Source organism: uncultured Psychroserpens sp. (assembly GCF_947501425.1).
GTDB lineage: Bacteria > Bacteroidota > Bacteroidia > Flavobacteriales > Flavobacteriaceae > Psychroserpens.
Genome location: NZ_CANMVN010000008.1, coordinates 189,936 through 210,531, shown reverse-complemented (window position 1 = coordinate 210,531; position 20,596 = coordinate 189,936). Strand labels below are relative to the sequence as shown.

Below are 20,596 nucleotides of genomic sequence, written 5' to 3'. Positions count from 1 at the left end.
AATCAACGTTATGAAACGTCACACATATAAAATTTATACAGCTTTTTTGTTTATCCTGTTATTTGGGTGCGCTAATACTGAAAAAACTTCAGGAGATACAATTAAGGAAATTACAGATGATCGCATCAAAGTGTCTAAAGCACAATTTACTCAAAACAACATGGTTTTAGGAACCATTGAAGAAAAGGATTTTCCTGTAACGGTTTCAGTAAATGGAATGATAGATGTTCCTCCGGAAAATAGAGCAGTCGTTAACTCAACAATGGGAGGATATATTAAAACAACTCCTTTTTTAGAAGGGGATAGTGTTAAAAAAGGCCAAGTATTAGTATCTATTGAAAACCCTGAATTTGTTACCATTCAGCAAGAATATATGGAAGTTAAAGAACAACTGAATTATTTAAAATCCGAATTTGACCGCCAAAACATAATGCTGGAGGAACAAATAACCTCTCAAAAGAGCTTTTTAAAAGCAGAGAGTGGTTACAAAACAGCTAAGGCCAGATATAACGGCTTGAGAAAGCAACTCACAATGCTTAATATTTCACCAACAAATGTTGAAAATGGAATTATAACTTCTGTTATTAATTTATACGCGCCAATTAGTGGTAGTATTACCGAAGTCAATGTTACTAAAGGGACTTATGTCTCTCCTGCAACATCGATTATGGAGATCATAGACAATGCACATATTCATATAGAATTATCGGTTTTTGAAAAAGATATTATGAAGATAAAGAAAGGACAGAAAATTAGTTTTCAAATCCCTGAAGCGTCTAATGATACATTTGAGGCCGAAGTACATCTGGTTGGCACCTCTATTGGCGCTAATAGAACGATTAAAGTACATGGTCATCCATTAGATTCAGAGCACAGCTTTTTAACAGGAATGTTTGTCAATGCCCAAATTATTACTGATGAAAAAAAAGCTATTGTTTTACCAGAAACAGCTGTTGTTGAGGTTGATGGAGATTATTTTGTTTTGGTACTAGATGAAACCGATGAAACTAATTACTACTTCAACACAAAAAAAATCAAGGTTGGTCATACAGCAAATGGCTTTATGGAATTAAAAGATAATATATTTCAAAAAACATCAGATCAACTTCTTTTAAATGGTGCCTTTGGTTTAATAGGTACAGAATGATATATAAACACGAATACGTGTAATAGTTGTTGTAAAATAAAATTTTAGTTACATTTGTAAAATATTTAAGCTTACTTAAAAATAAAATTAAAGTAATTAAAAATGTCTGTAGCTGTAGAAAATTTTGTAAAAGCCATTTACAACAATGACAAACATGATATTAAGGATACCAAACCTGGGAATATTGCTAAAAAACTTGGAATATCTAATGCTGCTGCAACAGATATGGCTAAGAAATTAGCAGCTAGAGATTTACTCAATTACGAAAAATATCAGGAACTACAACTTACAGATAAAGGTGTGAAAATGGCTTTAAACGTGATAAGAAAACATCGCCTTTGGGAAGCATTTTTATTTAAAATGTTTGACATGTCTTTACATGACATTCATCGCGAAGCCGAATTATTAGAGCACCAAACCTCTGATTTATTAGCTGAGAAAATCAGTGCATACTTAGGACATCCAAAGTTCGATCCTCACGGAGACCCTATTCCAAATGCAAACGGAGAAATAACAACCAAAGACACTTCCATTTCGCTCTCTGAAGCCATGGAGGGAAAAACCTATACCATTGCCAGATTAATGAGTGATGATAAAGAGTTTTTTGAGTTTTGCACTCAAAATGGGATCAAATACCGAAATACACTAACCATTACAAAACAATTTAGTGGTAATAAAATGACCCAAATTTTAGTGGGAACAAACACAATTGTATTAAACGAAGATTTTACAAAAAATATTTATGTCGAAGAACATTAGAACAATATACCTGCTTGGATTATCATGTCTTTATTCTGGAGTTGCATTTGCACAGAATGAGACCAAGCCTGACATAGCATCAGAACCTTTAGTTACAGATCGTCCTGATGCTACCGAATCTCCTACGACTATTACACCAGGTTTTGTTCAGGTGGAAACAGGAGCGTTTTATGAAAGTTTTGAGGATAATTCCATCAAATTTGAAACCTATACCTATAATACAACTTTAGTTAGATTAGGACTTTTAGATAACCTCGAATTCAGAGTTGGTTGGGATTTTGTTGAAGGGAGAACCTCTGTAAATGGGAATCGACTTAATGATGTAGCCAGTGGATTTAATCCATTGTTATTAGGAACTAAAATTGCGATTTCCGAAGAAAAGGGATGGCGACCAGAAATAGGTGTTTTAGGTCATATTTACCTGCCTTTTACTGCTGGTGAAGATTACAGACCTGAAACAACAGGTGTCGATTTTATTTTCTCATTTGCCCATACCTTAAGCGAAAAATCAAGTCTTGGATACAACCTAGGAGCACGATGGCAAGATGATTCTCCTGAAGCTGCGTATCTCTACTCCTTATCTTATGGCTATAGTATTTCAGATACTTTGGGAACCTATTTAGAAGTGTATGGAAACCTTCCTGAAGACAGTAAATCTAACCACCTCTGGAATACAGGGTTAACCTATTTGATTTCAAATAATGTGCAGCTGGATGCAACAATTGGAACCAGTATTACTGAAGGTCAAGACCTATTGCTCAGTGCTGGTGTGAGTTTTAGATTACCAACAAAATAGAAAAAGACAAATGACAATATTAAAACGCCTTTCGATAATTTTACTTATTACAGTAGTATTTGGCTGTAAGAATGAGACTCAAACTAACGGAAAACTAAACATTGTAACCACAACAACCATGATTACCGATTTGGTAAAAAATATTGGTGGTGATTATGTAAATGTTAAAGGATTAATGGGAAGTGGTGTAGATCCTCACCTTTATAAAGCTAGTGAAGGTGATGTCACCAAACTGGTTGAAGCTAATGTAATTTTTTATAACGGTCTTCACCTCGAAGGAAAACTGGTAGAAGTTTTTGAAAAAATGGGAAGTGCAACCAAAACACCAATTGCATTGGGAGAAGAGTTGGATAAAAGCACGTTAATAGGATCTGATTATTTTGCATCAAATTACGATCCGCATGTGTGGTTTGATATCAATTATTTTAAGCAGTTTGCATCAAAAGTAACTCAGGTACTTTCTGAGAAAGATCCTACTAATGCTGAAAACTTTAAAGCCAATGAGTCTGCATATCTAACAAAATTAGACACGCTTCAAGCAAAAATAAAAAGCGTTATCGATATCCTTCCGAAGGAAAAAAGAATTCTTGTAACTGCTCACGATGCTTTTAATTACTTCGGAAAAGCATACGACTTTGAAGTTGTAGGCTTACAAGGCTTATCTACAGCTACCGAAGCAGGTGTTCAGGATGTACAAAAACTGTCTGCATTTATCATTGAAAAAGATATCAAAGCCATTTTTGTAGAAAGCTCAGTACCAAAACGAACCATTGAAGCGCTTCAAGCTGCAGTAAGATCAAAAGGTCATCAGGTTGAAATAGGAGGTACCTTATATTCTGATGCCTTAGGAAATGCAGGAACAGTTGAAGGGACTTACATAGGGATGTTTGAATATAATGTCAATACCATCGTGAATGCTTTAAAATAAAAAAATGGAACAAAAAACAGCAGTAAAAGTAGACGATTTAACCGTAGCATATAACTACAAACCTGTGCTTTGGGATATTGATTTGGAAATTCCTGAAGGCGTTCTCATGGCTATTGTTGGTCCAAATGGTGCTGGAAAATCTACACTTATTAAAGCTGTTTTAGGAATTCTAAAACCTATTGCAGGAAGTGTATCCATCTATGGTAAGTCTTATGAAAAGCAACGTTCTTTAGTGGCTTATGTGCCTCAAAAAGGAAGTGTAGATTGGGATTTCCCTACTACAGCTTTAGATGTGGTCATGATGGGAACTTATGGAAGTTTAGGCTGGATCAAACGTCCGCGTCAAAAACAAAAGAAAGCGGCTTTAGAAGCCTTAGAAAAAGTTGGGATGTTACCTTTTAAAAACCGACAAATAAGCCAATTGTCTGGCGGACAACAACAACGTATATTTTTAGCGCGTGCTTTAGTACAAGACGCCTCCATTTATTTTATGGATGAGCCTTTTCAAGGGGTAGACGCAACAACTGAGATCGCTATTATTAATATTCTGAAAGAACTACGTAAAGCAGGAAAAACAGTAGTTGTTGTACATCATGATCTTCAAACAGTGCCAGAATATTTTGATTGGGTAACCTTTCTTAATGTAAAAAAAATAGCCACAGGACCTGTGAAGGATATTTTTAACGATGATAACCTCACTAAAACCTACGGCATAAATTATAAAGTTAGTATACAGGAATAGTTGATAGTTTAGTAGAGGATAGCCGATAGAAAATTGAGATTATGAAAAACACAAAATTCAAATTTGAAGATTTAAAAGTCTACAATAAAGCTTTAGAGTTTATCGACATGGTTTATAAAACATGTGAAAGTTTTCCTAAGACAGAACGTTATGCTCTTTCTTCTCAATTTACTAGAGCAGCAGTATCTATTGCCCTAAATATTGCTGAAGGTTCTTCTGACACTGATAAACAATTTAATAGATTTTTGCAAATGGCCTTAGATTCTGTAAATGAATGTGTGGTTTGCTCAACTGTTGCTAAAAGACAAGACTATTTTTCTGCTGAATTGGATAATGAAATACGACAAAAGCTTGTAGAATTATCTAAAATGATAACTAGTTTACAAAAATATCTAAAAACAAAAACTAACCACTAATCTCTAACGACCTATAGACTTAACAGAATACATACAACTCGTTTTTTCAGACTACACCTTGCGTACTATAACACTCGGAACTGCAATTTTGGGTGCTGTTACCGGTATGTTGGGAAGTTTTGCTGTATTGCGGAAGCAAAGTCTTTTAGGCGATGCCATTTCTCATGCTGCATTACCAGGAATAGCCATTTCCTTCTTAATCACAGGAGCAAAAGACAGTAATACATTATTACTTGGTGCTTTGGTTAGTGGGTTAATTGGCACCTTCTGGATTAGAGGAATCATCACCAAAACACATTTAAAATCAGACACTGCATTGGGTTTAATTTTATCCTTGTTCTTTGGCTTCGGAATGCTATTACTGACTTTCATACAAAAACAACCTAATGCCAATCAGGCAGGATTAGATAAATACCTTTTTGGTCAGGCAGCAACTTTAGTGGAGAGTGATGTATGGTTGATGGCTATTGTGACAGGAATTTGTCTCATTGTTTTATTGCTGTTCTGGAAAGAATTTAAAATTTTACTTTTTGATAAAGACTATGCAAAAACACTTGGCTTTAATACTAAAACTATTGATATTTTAATTACCAGTTTTATAGTTTTGGCTATTGTTCTAGGATTGCAAACTGTTGGAGTTGTCTTGATGAGTGCTATGCTTTTGGCACCAGCAGCAGCAGCGAGACAATGGACAAATAGTTTAGCAACCATGGTGTTTCTTGCAGCTGTTTTTGGAGCATTTTCAGGAGTCTTCGGAACAGCTATTAGTGCAAGTCAGGATAATTTGTCAACAGGTCCTGTGATTGTTCTGGTAGCAGCAGTTTTTGTATTGATTTCATTTGTGTTTTCTCCAAGTCGAGGCTTATTATTTAAACAAATTCGCTTTATTAAAAACCGTCGTGATCTTGAGCTTCATAAGACCTTAGCTTTTATGTACGATATTGTTGCAGAAACACATGAAAATATTTCACATCCTCATGAGATCAAAATCCTGAATAATTTTCAAGGCTTTACTAAAGGGACTCTTAAAAAACTTGTGGAGAAGAATTATGTAACACTTCAAGGATCAACATGGAGTTTAACTGAGGAAGGTTTTGAATCGGCATCAAATTTATATAACCAATTAACTGAAAACGATGGGTAGTGCTCAAATTGAAATACAACTTATTGCAAGTTTAGTTGCTGTTGCTTGTGCTATTCCAGGTACGTTTTTAGTACTTCGGAAAATGGCTATGATTAGTGATGCGATAAGTCATTCGATATTACCAGGTATTGTAATAGGATTTTTTATTACTCAAGATTTAAATTCTCCACTATTGATAGTATTAGCAGCATTAACAGGTGTTATTACAGTAGTTTTAGTAGAGTATATTCAAAAAACCGGACTAGTAAAAGAGGATACTGCTATAGGTTTAGTGTTTCCGGTATTGTTTAGTATTGGTGTCCTCATGATTGCTAAAAAAGCTAATGATGTTCATTTAGATATTGATGCGGTATTGGTTGGTGAATTGGCGCTGGCTCCTTTTGATCGTTTGATTATTTCTGGAGTTGATGTAGGACCTAAGTCGTTATGGATTATTGGAACTATTTTGATCTTTACCATCATATTATTGTTTGCTTTTTTCAAAGAATTAAAGCTGAGCACCTTTGATAAAGGCTTAGCGGCTTCATTAGGGTTTTCTCCAGTAATCATTCATTATGGTTTAATGACCGTGTCTTCTGTAACAACAGTAGGCGCTTTTGATGCCGTAGGCGCTATTTTGGTGGTCGCGCTTATGATCGCTCCAGCAGCCACAGCATATTTATTAACCACCGATTTAAAGAAAATGCTTTGGCTCTCTATTAGTTTTGGCGTGTTTAGTGCCATCTCTGGATATTGGCTGGCGCACTGGTTAGATGCCTCCATAGCAGGATCTATAACAACCATGCTTGGACTCCTGTTTTTAGTTGTTTATTTATTTGCACCAAGTAAAGGTATTATTGCTGTATTATACAGAGAAAAGCAACAACGTACAGAAGTATCGCTCTTGACATTTTTACTGCATTTAAAAAATCATGATGATGTACGAGAACGACATGTCAATCATTTGAATGAGCATATCAACTGGCAAAAAGTGCGCTCCAAAACAGTTTTAGACTTGGCACTAAAAAACAATATGATCCGTATTGACAATAGCATTGTATCACTCACAGAAAAAGGGGATGAATTTACCACAAAGGCTATTGATTATATCATCACCAATGAAGATGCTCAGATTGAGGATATGAAAGAGGATTTCTTTTTGTTTAGGGGTTAAGTTTAAAAGGAAGACGATTTAAATAATTTTAATCGTTTAGCAATATCCACCTCAGTATCATAAAAAACTATAAAATCTGCAATAACCCGATTCGTTTTATCTCTTGGAGATTTGGTGTTAAATCGAGCTTTGGAATTATTGAAATTGAGCGTGTACTTAGAATCTAAATCTGATGCTTCCGCAGAAAAAGTAATGACTTTTTTATGTTTAGTCCAGGTCCCTTTTCCATAATTATGTGTTTCTTTTGGAATACCATCTTCAACACGGCGATAGTTATAAAATTCAAAGGAGCCATCATTTTTTATAGTTAGGGTACGTGTTGAGCTGAAGTTTTCAGAATCAGATCTAATTTGATAGACTCCAACAACATCTTGTGCGTTTAAAAAAAATGAAACGACAGAGAATAGTGTTAATAATACATATTTCATAATTAATTAAAGATACTATTTAATTTCTCTAACTCCTCTTTCAATTCCTCAATACTTACCTCTTTAAATTCAAAATCTAATTGTGGATTTACTTCTGTTTTAGTCTCTATAGTATCGTAGTATAATTTTCCGTTTGTGCGCTTGATAGCAACTAAGATAACCTCCTCGTCAAGACCAACCGTTTTGAAATCATAGGCACCATTGATGTACCAACTTGGTAAAATCGAGTTGTATGATTTAAACACCATATTCACACTGGCACCATCGGTATTTTTAATCTTGAGTTTGTATTTAATGCGTTTGGTTCTTCCGTTGATAAAACGATCACAGTTGATCCAACCTAATTTAGTAGTGCTTAAAGCGTAGTAAGTAGCATCACTTGTAGAAATACTTGTGTCGGCTTCGTCACCTAATCGTGTTTCAAATTCTTCTACAGATACAATTTCACCACCTGCCGAGAATTGTTGCTTAGGAACAATAGTCATGATTTGCGTCGTAGTTGGTACTTGTGTTTCATTCCACGGAAATCTGATCACATGTCCGCCACGTGTAATCGAATCGTCTTCTAGAATTTTAAATCTGGTATCATCCATTTCAAATAATGGTTTTCTTAGGATATAACGTTCGTTATCCAACCTTCCCAGTTTACGAATGAGTTTCTGCTTTTCATACGTTTGCCATTTCTGAATAAACAGAGAATCTACTAGGAAATCTTTATCGTGCATCACTTCTCTTATCAGTTCAACCATCCCACGACGTGTTGTATAAACCGTATCCATTTCAGTAGGTCTAACAATAATATCATTGGCCTGAACTAGACTAGTACTAGTTGAAACACTATCAACCTCTATTAAGCTTATATATTTTTGTGTCAATTCCTCATCTTCTACAACTGTAAAATTGATAGGTAAGGAGTAAGGCACAGTCACTGGTTTTCCGCGTTGTAATCCAGGACTCATTTTTGGTAATAATGAGATCACTCTATCTGCCTCTTCACTTAATCTTGGGTGAGCAGCTCTGGATTGAATGAAGGTTATATTTCCGTCTTCATCAATTTTAAACATAGAAAGAATACGTTGTCGTCCTGATAATCCGAGTCCGAGAGCAACATCAGTATTAAATTTCCGACTTATAAATTTAGAAATGGCAGCTGTTGTACATTGCTTTCTAATGTCATTATCTTCAGACTCACAACCAGGAAATGTAGGTACAACTTCTACAACATTAAACGGAACATCGATATGCGCTTCATCAATATCAATAACTTCTAAATCAGTGGTGTTAGTCAGAGACCAGTTGATATTGTTTTCTTGCCACTCACCATTAAATAGTTGCATACCAGATTTCTTTTGTGGTGTCGGGAATAAAATTTCAAGAGACCTATTATCCTTCAATTCTAGTGTTGTAGTTCCCTGAGAAGCTTCAATGTAAATCATACCTCCGGTTTCTAGTTGTTTTCCGTTGGATACTGTTGATAAATTAGCCATCAAAATATCTGATAACTTGTAATATTCGGTAACGTTTAAATCAATTACTCCAGTAACCGTCTTTCCAGTATTTGGATTGATGAACGACCCTTTAGAGATATTCAAAACAGTGCCTTCTTTACATGTAATGGTTGTATCGTTTTGAACATTGATCTTAACCATTTGAGCTTTCTTTTTAATATCAATATTGGTTTCAGAAATACCACCAAATTTTTCTTGAATTGTAGTTGTGGTGTAACTAACTACATGTTGAGATGTAGTTTTAGTACTGTCTGGCTTCTCTTCGGAAATAGCTACTGAAACATCATTGTTGTCTTTTTGGGTTGATACAGAATCAATGTTGACAACATTAATACTCTCATTGTTTGGAGTTGGTTCAATTTCCGAAGTTTTGAAAACCAATGTATATATCATAACCAAAAGACCTAAGACCAGAATGGAGAACCCTGAAATTTTCACCCACTTTTCGGTATAATACGATCGTTGTCCTTTTTGGATATCGGCTTTAACCTGAACTCTTTGTAGACCATTAATAAAAACCATATGTTCTTCGTAAATGGTTTTGAATTCTGGATCGTTTTCTAACTTTGATTCAAATGCTATTCTTGACTCATCAGATAGTAGATTACTGAGGTATTGGTTTATTAATTCTATATATTGATTGTAAGTTTCCATACGTCCTAGTTTAGATTAACCGATTTTAATTTGGTTTGATAGATGTCTTTTGCTTTTTGCAAACACTTATACTTTTGGTTTTTAGCAATCTTATCTGATTTGAATTGCATCACCTTTGCGATGTCTTTAAACGACATGGCTTTGTGATAAAACAGTTGTAAAAGTTGTTGACATCGTTTTCCTATATCTAGAAAAGCATGTTCTGCAAGTTGGTATTTTTTTTCTTCTATGACCTCTTGAAATATTTGAACATCCTGTGCATTTAAGTTTTGTAATTGTTGTTTGGTGAGACTTTTTTGAATATCAGACCATACAAATCGTGAGACCGAATATAAATAAGTATAAAATGATGAGGTGAGTTTAAAATTTGAAGTCTCTAAATTTCTATTTAAGATGATTAATGCCTCTTGAAATACATCTTTGGCATCTGCCTTAGTGCCACCTTTTGAGCGTATTAGTTTCTCTATTCTGGGATAGAGTCTGTAGAGTTTTTTGAATGCCTTATCTCTTTGTCCATTCTTGAAAAGTTCTAAAATGTCTTGATCACTCATACACTGTTTTACTTATTAATGGTCAAAAGTTGAAAAGGTCTCCTAATTTTTTTAAAATATTAGTCTCAATTATAATACCAAGTTCTTTAAATGGTACTATCTCGCGCAATTAACACAGAGTAAACTTTGTGGTCTGATAAGGATTCTACCAATTGGGATAGATTGTTTACATTTTAAGCATATCCCAAAATCGTCATCATCAATTTTTGATAGTACACGATTTAAATTGATGAGTTTTTGTTCGGCTTGTCGTAAGGATGCTTCGTTGACACTTTTATTATTAATGGCATCCATTCTGCTCACTCGACCAATTGCATCACTTGGAGAGATGGGTTTGGTTAAGTCTTTATAGTGTTCTATGGATGCTTCAGTTTTAGAAATTTCATCTAAAATAGTTTGTTTTACCTGTGATTTATCCATGATATTTGGTTGTCTAATACCTCTAAAGTAAAGGATTAAAATGAAAGTTTTATTTTTATTCCCGACTATAAAATGCTCAACCTACTATTATGAAACTCATTGATTATTTCACAAGCAAAGGCGGAATGATGATTCTGGCGTTAATTGTTGTTGTCGTGTTTATCTACAGAAAGTATAAAGAAAAACGTTATTTTAAGGATATTGAGAAGCGATTAGACAATAAAGATTAGTGTTTTAAAATCCACGTTCTTTTTGTAATTGCTCATAAGCCTTTTGTACTTGCCTAAACTTTTCTTCGGCTCCCTTTTGGTGTTCTTTTCCAAGGTGGATAACTTTATCAGGATGGTATTTTTTTGCCATTTTTCGATAAGCTTTTTTGACCTCTTCGTCAGTTGCACTTTTATCAACTTCTAAAATCTTATAAGCATTATTACTACTATTGTAAAACATGGCTTTAATACTTTCATAATCCCGAGAACTTATCCCAAGATATCCAGCAATCATATAAATTTGAGAGACCTCATTGTCAGTCACCATACCATCAGCTTTAGCAATTCCAAATAAAAAATGAAGGAGTTGTAGCCTTGACGAATGATCCATCATCTGTCTTATTTGCACACACACTTTTCTAGTTGGAATACTTTGTTTATTGATGTTCTTAAACAGTTTAAATGCATGATTAGCTCTGTCTTTTCCATACATACTAACAAATTGTTGTCGCACGTAATCGAGCTCACGTTGATCTTGAATACCATCTGCTTTAATAACTACAGAAGCTAAGATCAAAAGGCTTACTTCAAAATCTCCAGATTGAGTTTGTGATCGTTTACGTGTTTGTGACCTTGTTCCAGAACGTGATGTAGACTGTCTTGGGCGATTTCTTTGTCGTTGGTTTCCTTCTCCTAACAAAAAGCCACCTCTCTCAGAAGCACCATCAATGACACTTCCTATGGCGAGGCCAATTATAGCACCAATTGGCCCACCAAAAGACCAACCTAAAGCACCTCCAATCCATTTTGCAAAACTCATGTATGTATGTTATTAATAGTTGATTTCAAATATACTATTTGTTAGTAGATATTTTTCACTTTTGTTACTATTACACATAACCTTTTTACGGGTTTTATGTCTTTGTAATAAAAACCAATCTCATTATGAAGTGAGGTATATGCTTATTAATGATTGCTATGTTTGTATCTATAATAGTAACAATGATGGATTTTTATACATCCTCAAGGGGTAAATTTTTGTTTTCTTCAGACATATAATACCATTGAAAACTTGAATGATGCCATTCAAACTGCTTACCAAATAATCAATAACCACCATAAATTTTCGTTATCTTTGCAACTCAAAATATTAATTTAAAAAACAAAAATATATGTATCCAGCAGAATTAGTAAAACCGATGCGTGAGGATTTAACCAAAGTTGGTTTTGAAGAATTACATACAGCAGATGCTGTTGATGCTGCTTTAGCAAAAGAAGGAACTACGTTAGTAGTTGTTAACTCTGTTTGCGGTTGTGCAGCTGCTAATGCTCGTCCTGGAGCGAGACAAAGTTTACAAAATGCTAAACGTCCAGATCATATTGTAACTGTATTTGCAGGTGTAGATAGAGAAGCAGTAGATAAAGCAAGAGAGCACATGGTGCCATTTCCTCCAAGTTCTCCTAGTATGGCTTTATTTAAAAATGGTGAATTAGTGCACATGTTAGAGCGTCATCATATTGAAGGTCGTCCAGCAGAATTAATTGCTGAGAACTTAATGGATGCGTATAACGATCATTGTTAATACAAGATTCAAATTTTAGAAAAAAAGCCGCGATTTAATCGTGGCTTTTTTTGTGTATGTAAGGCATTGATTTATTTTTGCTTCATGAGAAAACTTTTGGCCTATCCATTAACGGTTTTGTATTTCATGGTCTTTGGAATTACATTGTTGGTTTTTCATCCCATACAATGGTTTTGTTTTAACGTATTTGGCTATCAAGCTCATAAAAAAAGTGTTGATGCGCTTCAGTTTTGTTTGATGCGCTGTTTAAATGTTCTCGGAACTCGATTTAGTTGGGACAATACCTATACAATTTCTAAAGACCAGCCTTTACTCATTGTGTCTAATCATCAGAGTATGTATGATATTTCTCCAATAATGTGGTACATGCGTAAGCATCATGTAAAGTTTGTGTCAAAAAAAGAATTAGGTAAAGGAATTCCAAGTGTATCATACAATTTGCGTCATGGAGGTTCAGTATTGATCGATCGAAAAAACCCAAGGCAAGCACTTTCAGCAATGACAACCTTTGGTGATTATATTGAAGATACCAATCGCGCTGCTGTTATTTTTCCGGAAGGAACAAGAAGCAAAGATGGTCAACCCAAAGTGTTTAAAACTAGAGGGCTCGAATTATTATTTGAACGCGTGCCTTCGGCATTGATTGTTCCCATAACAGTTAATAATTCCTGGAAGATGTTGCGCTACGGAAAGTTTCCAATGGGAATTGGGAATCATATAAGATTTAAAGTACATCAACCTATCAAATTAAGTGAGGTTGATGATCATTCAGAATTGATAAAAGGCTTAGAGCACACCATAACCAGTGCTATTATTTTAGAATAATGACAAAGACGCAACAAGATCAAATACAGCTTACAAAAACTTTTGTAAAGACAACCTTAGAGCATGCTGAAGGCGGACATGATTGGTTTCACACCCTAAGGGTGTTTAAAAATTGCTTACTCATATCTGAAACTGAAAGCGTAGATCACTTTATAGTGGCTCTTGGAGCTTTACTACACGATATTGCAGATAGTAAATTTAATGATGGAGATGAAAGTGTCGGACCTCAAAAGGCTCGTGAGTTTTTATTTGGAATTAATATCGATTCGGCTGTAATCGAACATGTTGTAAATATAATATCACATATTTCTTTTAAAGGCGGAAATGAACCACAAAAATTTCAATCTCCTGAATTGGATGTGATACAGGATGCAGATCGCTTGGATGCGCTTGGAGCGATTGGGATAGCGAGAACATTTAATTATGGCGGATTTAAGAATAGGAAGATCTTTGATCCTTCGATTCAACCCAAGTTAAACATGACAAAAGAGGAATATAAAGCCTCAACAGCACCAACGATCAATCATTTCTATGAAAAGTTATTGCTTTTAAAAGATAGAATGAATACCAAAACAGGTAAAAAAATTGCTTCAAACAGACATCGTTTTATGGAACAATTCTTAGATCAGTTCTATGCCGAGTGGGATGGAGAAAAATAAAAATACTCACTCAAAAAGTATAAGGTTTACAGGATTTCCAGTAGTGATATTATTAAACTTTATTAATTAAAATGAGATGTTTTAGTTTTCCTTGGCTACTTCTAAAGCTGTAATTTTATGTACGATTTCTGTCATTTGTTGTCCATAGCTAATAATTTCATCAGTTGTTAAAGGTTTACCAGAATTAACTGCCTTTAAGATTTGTTCCTCTTTTACATTGTAATATTCTAATGTTGCCTCTATTTTATCTTTCATTTCTTGTAATTACTTAACTATTGATTTTAACTCGCTTCTATATTTTGATGCACTTTTACCAGTAAATTCATTGAATAGCTTATTGAAATGAGAAAAATTATTAAATCCGCACTCAAAAGCAACATCAGCAATACTCATTTGGCTTTCTGATAGTAACTTAGTAGCATGAACAATTCTGTACTCATTAACAAGTTTAGTAAATGTTTTACCTGTTGATTTTTTAAAGTATCTACAGAATGCAGGAACCGTCATACTTACTTTATCTGCAATGTCATCTAACGTTATGTGATTTTGAAAATTTTCATTTATATGTTTGTATATGATGTCAATTTTTGCGCTATCCTGCAGTTCGGTTTCAAAAACAAATCCATTAGCATTTAAGATTTCATAATCTTTTGCATCGGCTAGTTTTTTAAGGATTTTTAATAAAAGTAAAATCCTTTCAAATCCTTCCAGATCATTAAGTTTTTGTATTTTTTTTCCAACACGTCTTTTAGTTTCTGGTTTGAAAATAATGCCACTTTTAGCACGCTCAAAGAGTGTGTTGATATTGGACATCTCTGGAATATCAAAAAAACCAGCTCCTAAAAAATCTGATTTAAACTGCACTAACACCTCAGATCCATGTTGGGTCAATCGATCAGTGAACCCATTATGTGGTAAATTAGAACCTATCAGTATGAGTTGACTGTTATTAAAATAAGACAAATGGTTACCAATATGGCGTTTACCCTGGCCTTTATTAACATAGATTAATTCTATTTCAGGATGAAAATGCCAAAAGGGTGTGCGATTGGTATCTACAGAAGAACTCTTTCTTACAAAAACAGAACTTCCAAAATTTGGACTTATTTTTTCAAGTGTAGGTTTTCTTTGTTTCATATGCTTTCGTTACTTACAAATTTAAGTTATAGCATTTTAAAATTCTATTCAGAATTAGCATAAAAGTATGCTATATTAACAAATAAAAAATATTTAGACTATTAACAGGGTAATTTAGTATATAAATAGGCTAAATCAGTTGTTTTTTAAAAGCTTAATCCAGAATACATTTGCAGTGTTAATCATTAAAACCTATATGTAATGAAAGCAGTTAAAAATGTACTAGTATTTGTAATCATGTTAACAATAGTAGCTGGTTACGCTAATGAAAATTGTATTAATGTCCCTTCAAAATCCATTACAATTTTAAAATTCTCAAATGTTAAAAAAGGACATAAATATTCAATCAATGATAATAAAGGGTATGCCATTTATTCAGGAACTATTAAAAAAGACGGCACGTACTCTAAGAAGTTTGATTTTTCAAACTTAAAAGATGGTCTTTATACATTAGAAATCAGTAAGGATTTTGAAATTGTGATCAGGCCATTTGAAATTAAAAAGCAGAATGTATTCTTTTTAGAGGATAGAGAAACCAAAGCTTTTAAACCTGTAGTAAGGGTTGACAATAATACATTGATGATATCTCAACTAACCCTTGATACAATGCCGTTAGATGTTGAGTTATTTTATAATGATGAACTCATTTATTCTGATCAATTAAAAGGAGGTCAGGTATTAGAACGTGCTTATAAATTGTCTAAAGAAGAAAGGGGAGAGTATTACGTCTCTTTAAAATCTGGAGATCGTTATTTCTATGATAGATTTGAATTGTAATTAAAATAAGTTTAAAACATTTTAAAAGCGCCTTGTGTAGGGCGCTTTTTTATTTCAGTTCAAATAAACTTACAGGTTCATTATTTCTAACAATGAGTAAGTAATTGGTCTTACCAATAGTAAAAGGTTTTATATGCTGAACATTACCACCTATACTTAATCCGCTTTTTTTGGAAGCTAAAGATTTAAATTGAGAGTTGCCTTCATTAATAAGTACTGAACCAATAGATGCATCATAACGTCCAAATTCGGCATCAGTGCCATAGAAATTTCCACCACTAATGATGTCATTTTTTCCGTCGTTATCAAGATCTAAAATAACAGCGTCATTAAGTACTGAAACTTGTGTGTCTTTATGTAAAGAAGTAGCGTTAAAAGATGTCCCATTCTTGTTTGTAAATACAGTGTGATGGAAATCATTTGCCTTCAATATTTTAGCAGTTTTTAATTCTTCAGGAGTAAAAATATCAGTGATAGTGGCATAGGAGTAAGGTTCATAGCGCGTAAACCGTTTCTTAAGCATCACTATGTGGTCAAGCATTCGGTCTCTGTTATGAACAGGATAACTCACGCCATTAATATAAGTACATAATACAGCATCAACACTTCCATTTTTATCAAAATCACTGTAATATAACGTCGCAGGCTCTGTATTAGAGGATTTAAAAAATGAATTCAGTCCTAAATTTCCAGCAATAATATCATTGTAACCATCATTGTTGAGGTCGCCAATAGTAAGAGATCTCCACCAACCTATTTTCTTATCTAACTTATAATTAGATGAATTATTTGTAAACTTACCGTCTATAAATTTAAAGATCGAAATTGGCATCCATTCTCCTGCAAGAACCAATTCTTTAGTACCATCATTATCCATATCTGAAAATTCGGCATCAGTAATCATTCCTAAATCTGAAAGTCCTGTAGACCACGCTGAAGTAACATCTGTAAATATTCCGTTGGTATTTTGTAAGAGGTAACTTTTAGGTGTTTCAGGATAACGTCCTGGAGTAACACGTGCACCAACAAACAAATCTAACTGACCGTCGTTATTGATGTCATGAGCTCTAACAACAGCTCCGCTTTCATAAATATCAGGTAAGGCACTCTTTGCTTTTGTAAATTGACCTTTACCATCATTGAGATATAATCGGTCTTTGTAATTCTCAGAACCAGAAGCATGAGCGTAGCCACCACTAACGACATACAGATCTGGAAAGCCATCAGCATTGGCATCAAAAAATAAGGCATCAGTATCTTCGTATATGATGTCTGCTTCAAAGTCAGATACTGTATTCAATTTGAATCCTCCTGCAGTAGTTTGAATAAATAGTTTACCTGGATAGCCAAGCGCACCACCTAAATAAATATCCTCTAAACCATCAGCATTTACATCTGAAATGGCCACTGCTGGTCCTTCCTCGCTATATTTATGATGTAATAAAATTTCGCGTTTAAAATCGATAAAACTATTTTCAGTATGTGTAAAATCACCATTTAGTTTTTCGCTAACATCTTTAAAATACAAGGCATTCGATTTTTGTGATTTAAGTATTGTATCTGATGCTTTCTTAACCTCAAGAATTTGATTTAGCTCAGGATTTTCAATGACTTGAACCTTTTTGTCAGGCCATATGATTTCTAGTTTTTCTGCAGTGAGCTCTTTCTTAATTCCGAAATGTAACTTGTGTTGAGAAGATGACAAGAAGCCTCGTGTTGGTGTGAAGTATTCAGTAAGAACTGTTCCGTCAGATAAAGTCAAATTAGCTCTAGTTCCTATGTTCACTTGTCCTTTTTGGTGTGCAAGTTCTAAGGTGAGATAGTTATTTTGAAGAAGCTCTTTTCCTCTGTTTTTCATGATAAAAGGCACTTCATTGATATTATTAACAACAAGGTCCAGATACCCATCATTATTCAAATCGGTATAAGCAGATCCATTAGAGAAACTTGGTGTACCACTATTCCAAGATTGTGATACGTTTTTAAATCTCGCATTTCCTGTGTTTTGAAATAGAAATGCTGAGACTGGCTGACTTGGAATTTGATCTACCCATTGTTTAAGATTGATTTCTTTAGCGTTGAGTTGCTTTTGAAGACCATCCATTTCAAATCGGGAATAATCATTATTGGTAAAATCTCGCTTGATACCGTTGGTAATATGAATATCTTTTAACCCATCATTATCAAAATCGGCCATAAGCGCACTCCAACTCCATTCGGTATGTGCCAGGTCATCAATAAAAGAAATATCTGAAAACTGCCCAGAACCTAGATTTAGTTGTAAGGAGTTTTTTGAGAATTGGACACCAAACTTATACTGTACCATTTTTTCGTACTTATCATAGTTTTGGGTCATCATCATCATTTTTCGCCTGTAATTGTCTTGAGGAGACATATCCAAAGTGAATAGATCCAAATGGCCATCATTATTAATGTCGGCAAAATCAGAACCCATTGATGAAAAAGAGGTATGGCTAAAATAAGATTCAATATCATCTTCAAACCTATTATTTCCTTTATTAATGAGAAGTCTGTCTGGCATCATATAGTCATTACAGACATAAATATCAGGTTTAAAATCATTATTAAAATCGCCAATGACTGCACTCAGACCAAAGGCATCATTTAATACACCAGCTTGTTTTGAAATGTCAGTAAATGTGTTGCCTTTATTTTCGTAAAACCTATCAGTTCTATTTTCGAAAGATTTTGGTGTCGCCATGACAATATCTCCGTTTTCGTTTTGAGTCACCTTTAAAGAATTAGACTCACGCATATCACTGGAGTGATTTAAAACATAAGCATCAAGATCATTATCACCATCAGAATCAAAGAAATACGCCTGTACAGAATACCCAGAATCGTCTAGACCATAAGCTTTAGCACTTTCGGTAAATGTTAAATCTCCATTATTAATATAGAGTACATTTCTTCGCAATGCGTCTTCACTAACAGCCGATTTACAAACATAGATATCTAATAAACCATCATTGTTGATGTCTACCATAGTTACACCGGTTTTAAAACCAGAACCACCATTAACCTGAGCATCATTTGTGATGTCTTTAAATTTAAAGTCACCTTGATTGAGATATAATTTATTTTCAACAGCATTGCCTGAAAAATAGATGTCGTCTAATCCATCATTATTAATATCGCCAATAGCAACACCTCCTCCATTATACAAATATTCATATAACAGAATATTGAAATTTTCGGTTTCAACAATCTCATTTTTAAAATTAATATTGGTTGTAGATGGCGATAAGTACTCAAATAAAGCTGTTTCAACATTGGAGTCTATTACTTCCGTAGTTGTTGAGTCTGTAGTACTATGCTTTTCATCTGTTTTGCAATTAAAACACAGTATTGTAAAACCAAATACAATAAAAGCTCTTACGTGTCGCACCATATTATGGTTGTAGTTTTTTTAATATAAGGTTTGCTATATAAGCACCTTGGTTACCACCTTCTTCAACACCTTGCATATAGTGAATTCCGCCATAGAACCTACTGAGATTGACCTGATTTGCAGCTTCTCTAAATGATTTAAACGAACGTTCTTCAAGTCCAAATCGCAATTGTGTATGATCTGTAAATGCATAATTATCACCAAAAACCTGTGTGAGTACTTCAGCAGCAGAGGCCGAAGTAGCACTGTGTCCACTAGTATATTCTGGGAATGGAGGTGTTTGTAGAACAGGTTCCCAATCGGGATCAATATATTCCTGAATGTATGTAATAGGTCTTACTAAATCTGTTTTATACTTCACATGCCAGGCAGCAATAATGGCATCAAACATTGCAGTTGATGTGAATGTATAGGCTTTTGTAGCTGTATAATAATTTGACTGTTCTTTTTGAGTGATCTGATTAACAATATTGAGCCAATGGCCAGGAGGTGTAAACTTATGAATGGTAGTCACCATATGTCCTTTATGTACTGTCATTATAGGATTACAATCCCAAAACCAAGCAATTTTTTCGGTCTCTTCAGTTTTCCTGAGAGATTCCTGATAGACTTGATCGACCATTTTGTAGAAATCAGAATTTTTATCTGTGCTGTATGCAGGTAGTGGCTTTGCCGAATACACATTAGCACTGTCTATCACTAGAGTTCTAATATTATCCCAATGTGGTTCTAGTCCTGTTGCATAATCTGGAGGAGTCTCTCGCCAGTTTTCAGGTTTTTTGGTACTGGTAAAACGAGGATATGTTCGTGTTTCAGTATACATATCCTTATCAATCCATGCACTGAGTTGTTTAGTGATATTTTGAGAATAGGCTTCAGAATTTTTTATGATGTCATCTGAAATACCACGAGCTTTAGCTTTGTCTTTTAAAGCTTCTGTGTGATCTACGAAGAACTGCTCTGAATAAATAAGTTTTTTACCTATTGCAGAAAACGATAGTAATGCTGAAAGTCTTGCATCGATATCCTTGATTTCAGGAACTTCAAAATTATCTAATCCATTCAACTTGGAAGTAATCTCAATTAATTGATCTTGATCAACGCTTTGCAATGTGATGTAATGTGCCAAATGAGAATACGCATAAATTCTACTGGCAACAGGAGGTGTAAAGGCGTCTTCCATAACACTTTCAAGTAATACGCTGTTAGCAGAATTTAAATCTTCAGTATTAAAAACAGGTGTACTTATGCTCTTATCTTCTTTTTTGCAAGACAATGACACCATACAGAGAACTACAAAAAGTAATTTGAATTTAGTCATACATGCAATATATAAAGTTTAGGCTTA

22 protein-coding genes are annotated in these 20,596 nt (G+C 34.2%); 13 read left to right on the top strand and 9 right to left on the bottom strand.

Going from position 1 to position 20,596, the window contains the following annotated elements; genetic code table 11:
• The first annotated feature begins 10 nt into the window (after window positions 1–10).
• From Q0951_RS13670 to Q0951_RS13635, 8 genes are all read left to right on the top strand, one after another.
• Window positions 11–1,147 (top strand): efflux RND transporter periplasmic adaptor subunit, encoded by a 1,137-nt coding sequence (locus Q0951_RS13670; protein ID WP_299337855.1) that lies wholly within the window; start codon window positions 11–13, stop codon window positions 1,145–1,147.
• Between the two features lie 102 nt (window positions 1,148–1,249).
• Window positions 1,250–1,906, top strand: a complete 657-nt coding sequence (locus Q0951_RS13665; RefSeq protein ID WP_299337852.1) for a metal-dependent transcriptional regulator — start codon at window positions 1,250–1,252, stop codon at window positions 1,904–1,906.
• Complete coding sequence (locus Q0951_RS13660; RefSeq protein WP_299337850.1) at window positions 1,890–2,702, top strand: transporter; 813 nt, start codon at window positions 1,890–1,892, stop codon at window positions 2,700–2,702. The genes Q0951_RS13665 and Q0951_RS13660 overlap by 17 nt, the downstream gene beginning before the upstream one ends.
• A 10-nt stretch (window positions 2,703–2,712) precedes the next feature.
• Complete coding sequence (locus tag Q0951_RS13655; protein ID WP_299337847.1) at window positions 2,713–3,630, top strand: zinc ABC transporter substrate-binding protein; 918 nt, start codon at window positions 2,713–2,715, stop codon at window positions 3,628–3,630.
• A 4-nt stretch (window positions 3,631–3,634) separates the two neighbouring features.
• Entirely contained in the window at window positions 3,635–4,372 is a 738-nt protein-coding gene (locus Q0951_RS13650) for a metal ABC transporter ATP-binding protein (RefSeq protein WP_299337845.1), read from the top strand.
• Between the two features lie 41 nt (window positions 4,373–4,413).
• The gene (locus tag Q0951_RS13645) at window positions 4,414–4,788 is read left to right on the top strand and encodes a four helix bundle protein (protein ID WP_299337842.1); all 375 of its coding nucleotides are present in this window, start codon (window positions 4,414–4,416) and stop codon (window positions 4,786–4,788) included.
• A 13-nt stretch (window positions 4,789–4,801) separates the two neighbouring features.
• A complete protein-coding gene (locus Q0951_RS13640) occupies window positions 4,802–5,932 on the top strand; it encodes a metal ABC transporter permease (protein ID WP_299338013.1) in 1,131 nt (376 codons plus the stop codon).
• The gene (locus Q0951_RS13635; protein WP_299337839.1) at window positions 5,925–7,085 is read left to right on the top strand and encodes a metal ABC transporter permease; all 1,161 of its coding nucleotides are present in this window, start codon (window positions 5,925–5,927) and stop codon (window positions 7,083–7,085) included. Before Q0951_RS13640 ends, Q0951_RS13635 begins: the two co-directional genes overlap by 8 nt.
• A gap of 2 nt (window positions 7,086–7,087) precedes the next feature.
• Here Q0951_RS13635 and Q0951_RS13630 read toward each other — a convergent pair whose 3' ends face one another.
• The 4 genes from Q0951_RS13630 to Q0951_RS13615 all read right to left on the bottom strand — a co-directional run bounded on the left by Q0951_RS13630 (window position 7,088) and on the right by Q0951_RS13615 (window position 10,646).
• Window positions 7,088–7,513 (bottom strand): hypothetical protein, encoded by a 426-nt coding sequence (locus Q0951_RS13630; protein ID WP_299337837.1) that lies wholly within the window; start codon window positions 7,511–7,513, stop codon window positions 7,088–7,090.
• Window positions 7,514–7,515: 2 nt separating this feature from the next.
• Window positions 7,516–9,675: an energy transducer TonB gene (locus tag Q0951_RS13625; RefSeq protein WP_299337834.1), complete on the bottom strand. Its 2,160-nt coding sequence runs from the start codon at window positions 9,673–9,675 to the stop codon at window positions 7,516–7,518.
• Between the two features lie 5 nt (window positions 9,676–9,680).
• Window positions 9,681–10,226, bottom strand: coding sequence for a sigma-70 family RNA polymerase sigma factor (locus Q0951_RS13620; RefSeq protein ID WP_299337832.1), 546 nt, complete (start codon window positions 10,224–10,226; stop codon window positions 9,681–9,683).
• Between the two features lie 96 nt (window positions 10,227–10,322).
• A complete protein-coding gene (locus Q0951_RS13615; RefSeq protein WP_299337829.1) occupies window positions 10,323–10,646 on the bottom strand; it encodes a TraR/DksA C4-type zinc finger protein in 324 nt (107 codons plus the stop codon).
• Window positions 10,647–10,735: 89 nt separating this feature from the next.
• Between Q0951_RS13615 and Q0951_RS13610 the strand changes: the two genes are divergently transcribed.
• A complete protein-coding gene (locus Q0951_RS13610; protein ID WP_299337826.1) occupies window positions 10,736–10,876 on the top strand; it encodes a hypothetical protein in 141 nt (46 codons plus the stop codon).
• A gap of 4 nt (window positions 10,877–10,880) precedes the next feature.
• On the opposite strand, the gene Q0951_RS13605 is transcribed toward Q0951_RS13610, so the two are convergent.
• A complete protein-coding gene (locus tag Q0951_RS13605) occupies window positions 10,881–11,675 on the bottom strand; it encodes a TerB family tellurite resistance protein (RefSeq protein WP_299337825.1) in 795 nt (264 codons plus the stop codon).
• A 352-nt stretch (window positions 11,676–12,027) separates the two neighbouring features.
• On the opposite strand from Q0951_RS13605, the gene Q0951_RS13600 reads away from it, so the two are divergent.
• The 3 genes from Q0951_RS13600 to Q0951_RS13590 all read left to right on the top strand — a co-directional run bounded on the left by Q0951_RS13600 (window position 12,028) and on the right by Q0951_RS13590 (window position 13,922).
• Window positions 12,028–12,438, top strand: coding sequence for a BrxA/BrxB family bacilliredoxin (locus Q0951_RS13600; protein WP_299337822.1), 411 nt, complete (start codon window positions 12,028–12,030; stop codon window positions 12,436–12,438).
• Window positions 12,439–12,522: 84 nt separating this feature from the next.
• Window positions 12,523–13,263 carry a 1-acyl-sn-glycerol-3-phosphate acyltransferase gene (locus Q0951_RS13595; RefSeq protein ID WP_299337819.1) on the top strand — a complete coding sequence of 247 codons (741 nt, stop codon included), beginning with the start codon at window positions 12,523–12,525 and terminating at the stop codon, window positions 13,261–13,263.
• Window positions 13,263–13,922, top strand: a complete 660-nt coding sequence (locus tag Q0951_RS13590) for an HD domain-containing protein (protein ID WP_299337816.1) — start codon at window positions 13,263–13,265, stop codon at window positions 13,920–13,922. The genes Q0951_RS13595 and Q0951_RS13590 overlap by 1 nt, the downstream gene beginning before the upstream one ends.
• Window positions 13,923–14,003: 81 nt before the next feature.
• Here Q0951_RS13590 and Q0951_RS13585 read toward each other — a convergent pair whose 3' ends face one another.
• Entirely contained in the window at window positions 14,004–14,177 is a 174-nt protein-coding gene (locus Q0951_RS13585) for a hypothetical protein (protein WP_299337814.1), read from the bottom strand.
• A gap of 9 nt (window positions 14,178–14,186) precedes the next feature.
• On the bottom strand, window positions 14,187–15,059 hold the full coding sequence (locus Q0951_RS13580) for an AraC family transcriptional regulator (RefSeq protein WP_299337811.1): 873 nt from the start codon (window positions 15,057–15,059) through the stop codon (window positions 14,187–14,189).
• A 201-nt stretch (window positions 15,060–15,260) separates the two neighbouring features.
• On the opposite strand from Q0951_RS13580, the gene Q0951_RS13575 reads away from it, so the two are divergent.
• Window positions 15,261–15,836, top strand: coding sequence for a hypothetical protein (locus Q0951_RS13575; RefSeq protein WP_299337808.1), 576 nt, complete (start codon window positions 15,261–15,263; stop codon window positions 15,834–15,836).
• Between the two features lie 49 nt (window positions 15,837–15,885).
• Here the strand turns inward: Q0951_RS13575 and Q0951_RS13570 are convergent, their stop codons facing one another.
• Both Q0951_RS13570 and Q0951_RS13565 read right to left on the bottom strand, forming a co-directional pair.
• Window positions 15,886–19,248: a VCBS repeat-containing protein gene (locus tag Q0951_RS13570; protein ID WP_299337806.1), complete on the bottom strand. Its 3,363-nt coding sequence runs from the start codon at window positions 19,246–19,248 to the stop codon at window positions 15,886–15,888.
• A 1-nt stretch (window position 19,249) separates the two neighbouring features.
• Window positions 19,250–20,569: a vanadium-dependent haloperoxidase gene (locus Q0951_RS13565; protein WP_299337803.1), complete on the bottom strand. Its 1,320-nt coding sequence runs from the start codon at window positions 20,567–20,569 to the stop codon at window positions 19,250–19,252.
• Window positions 20,570–20,596: the final 27 nt, after the last annotated feature.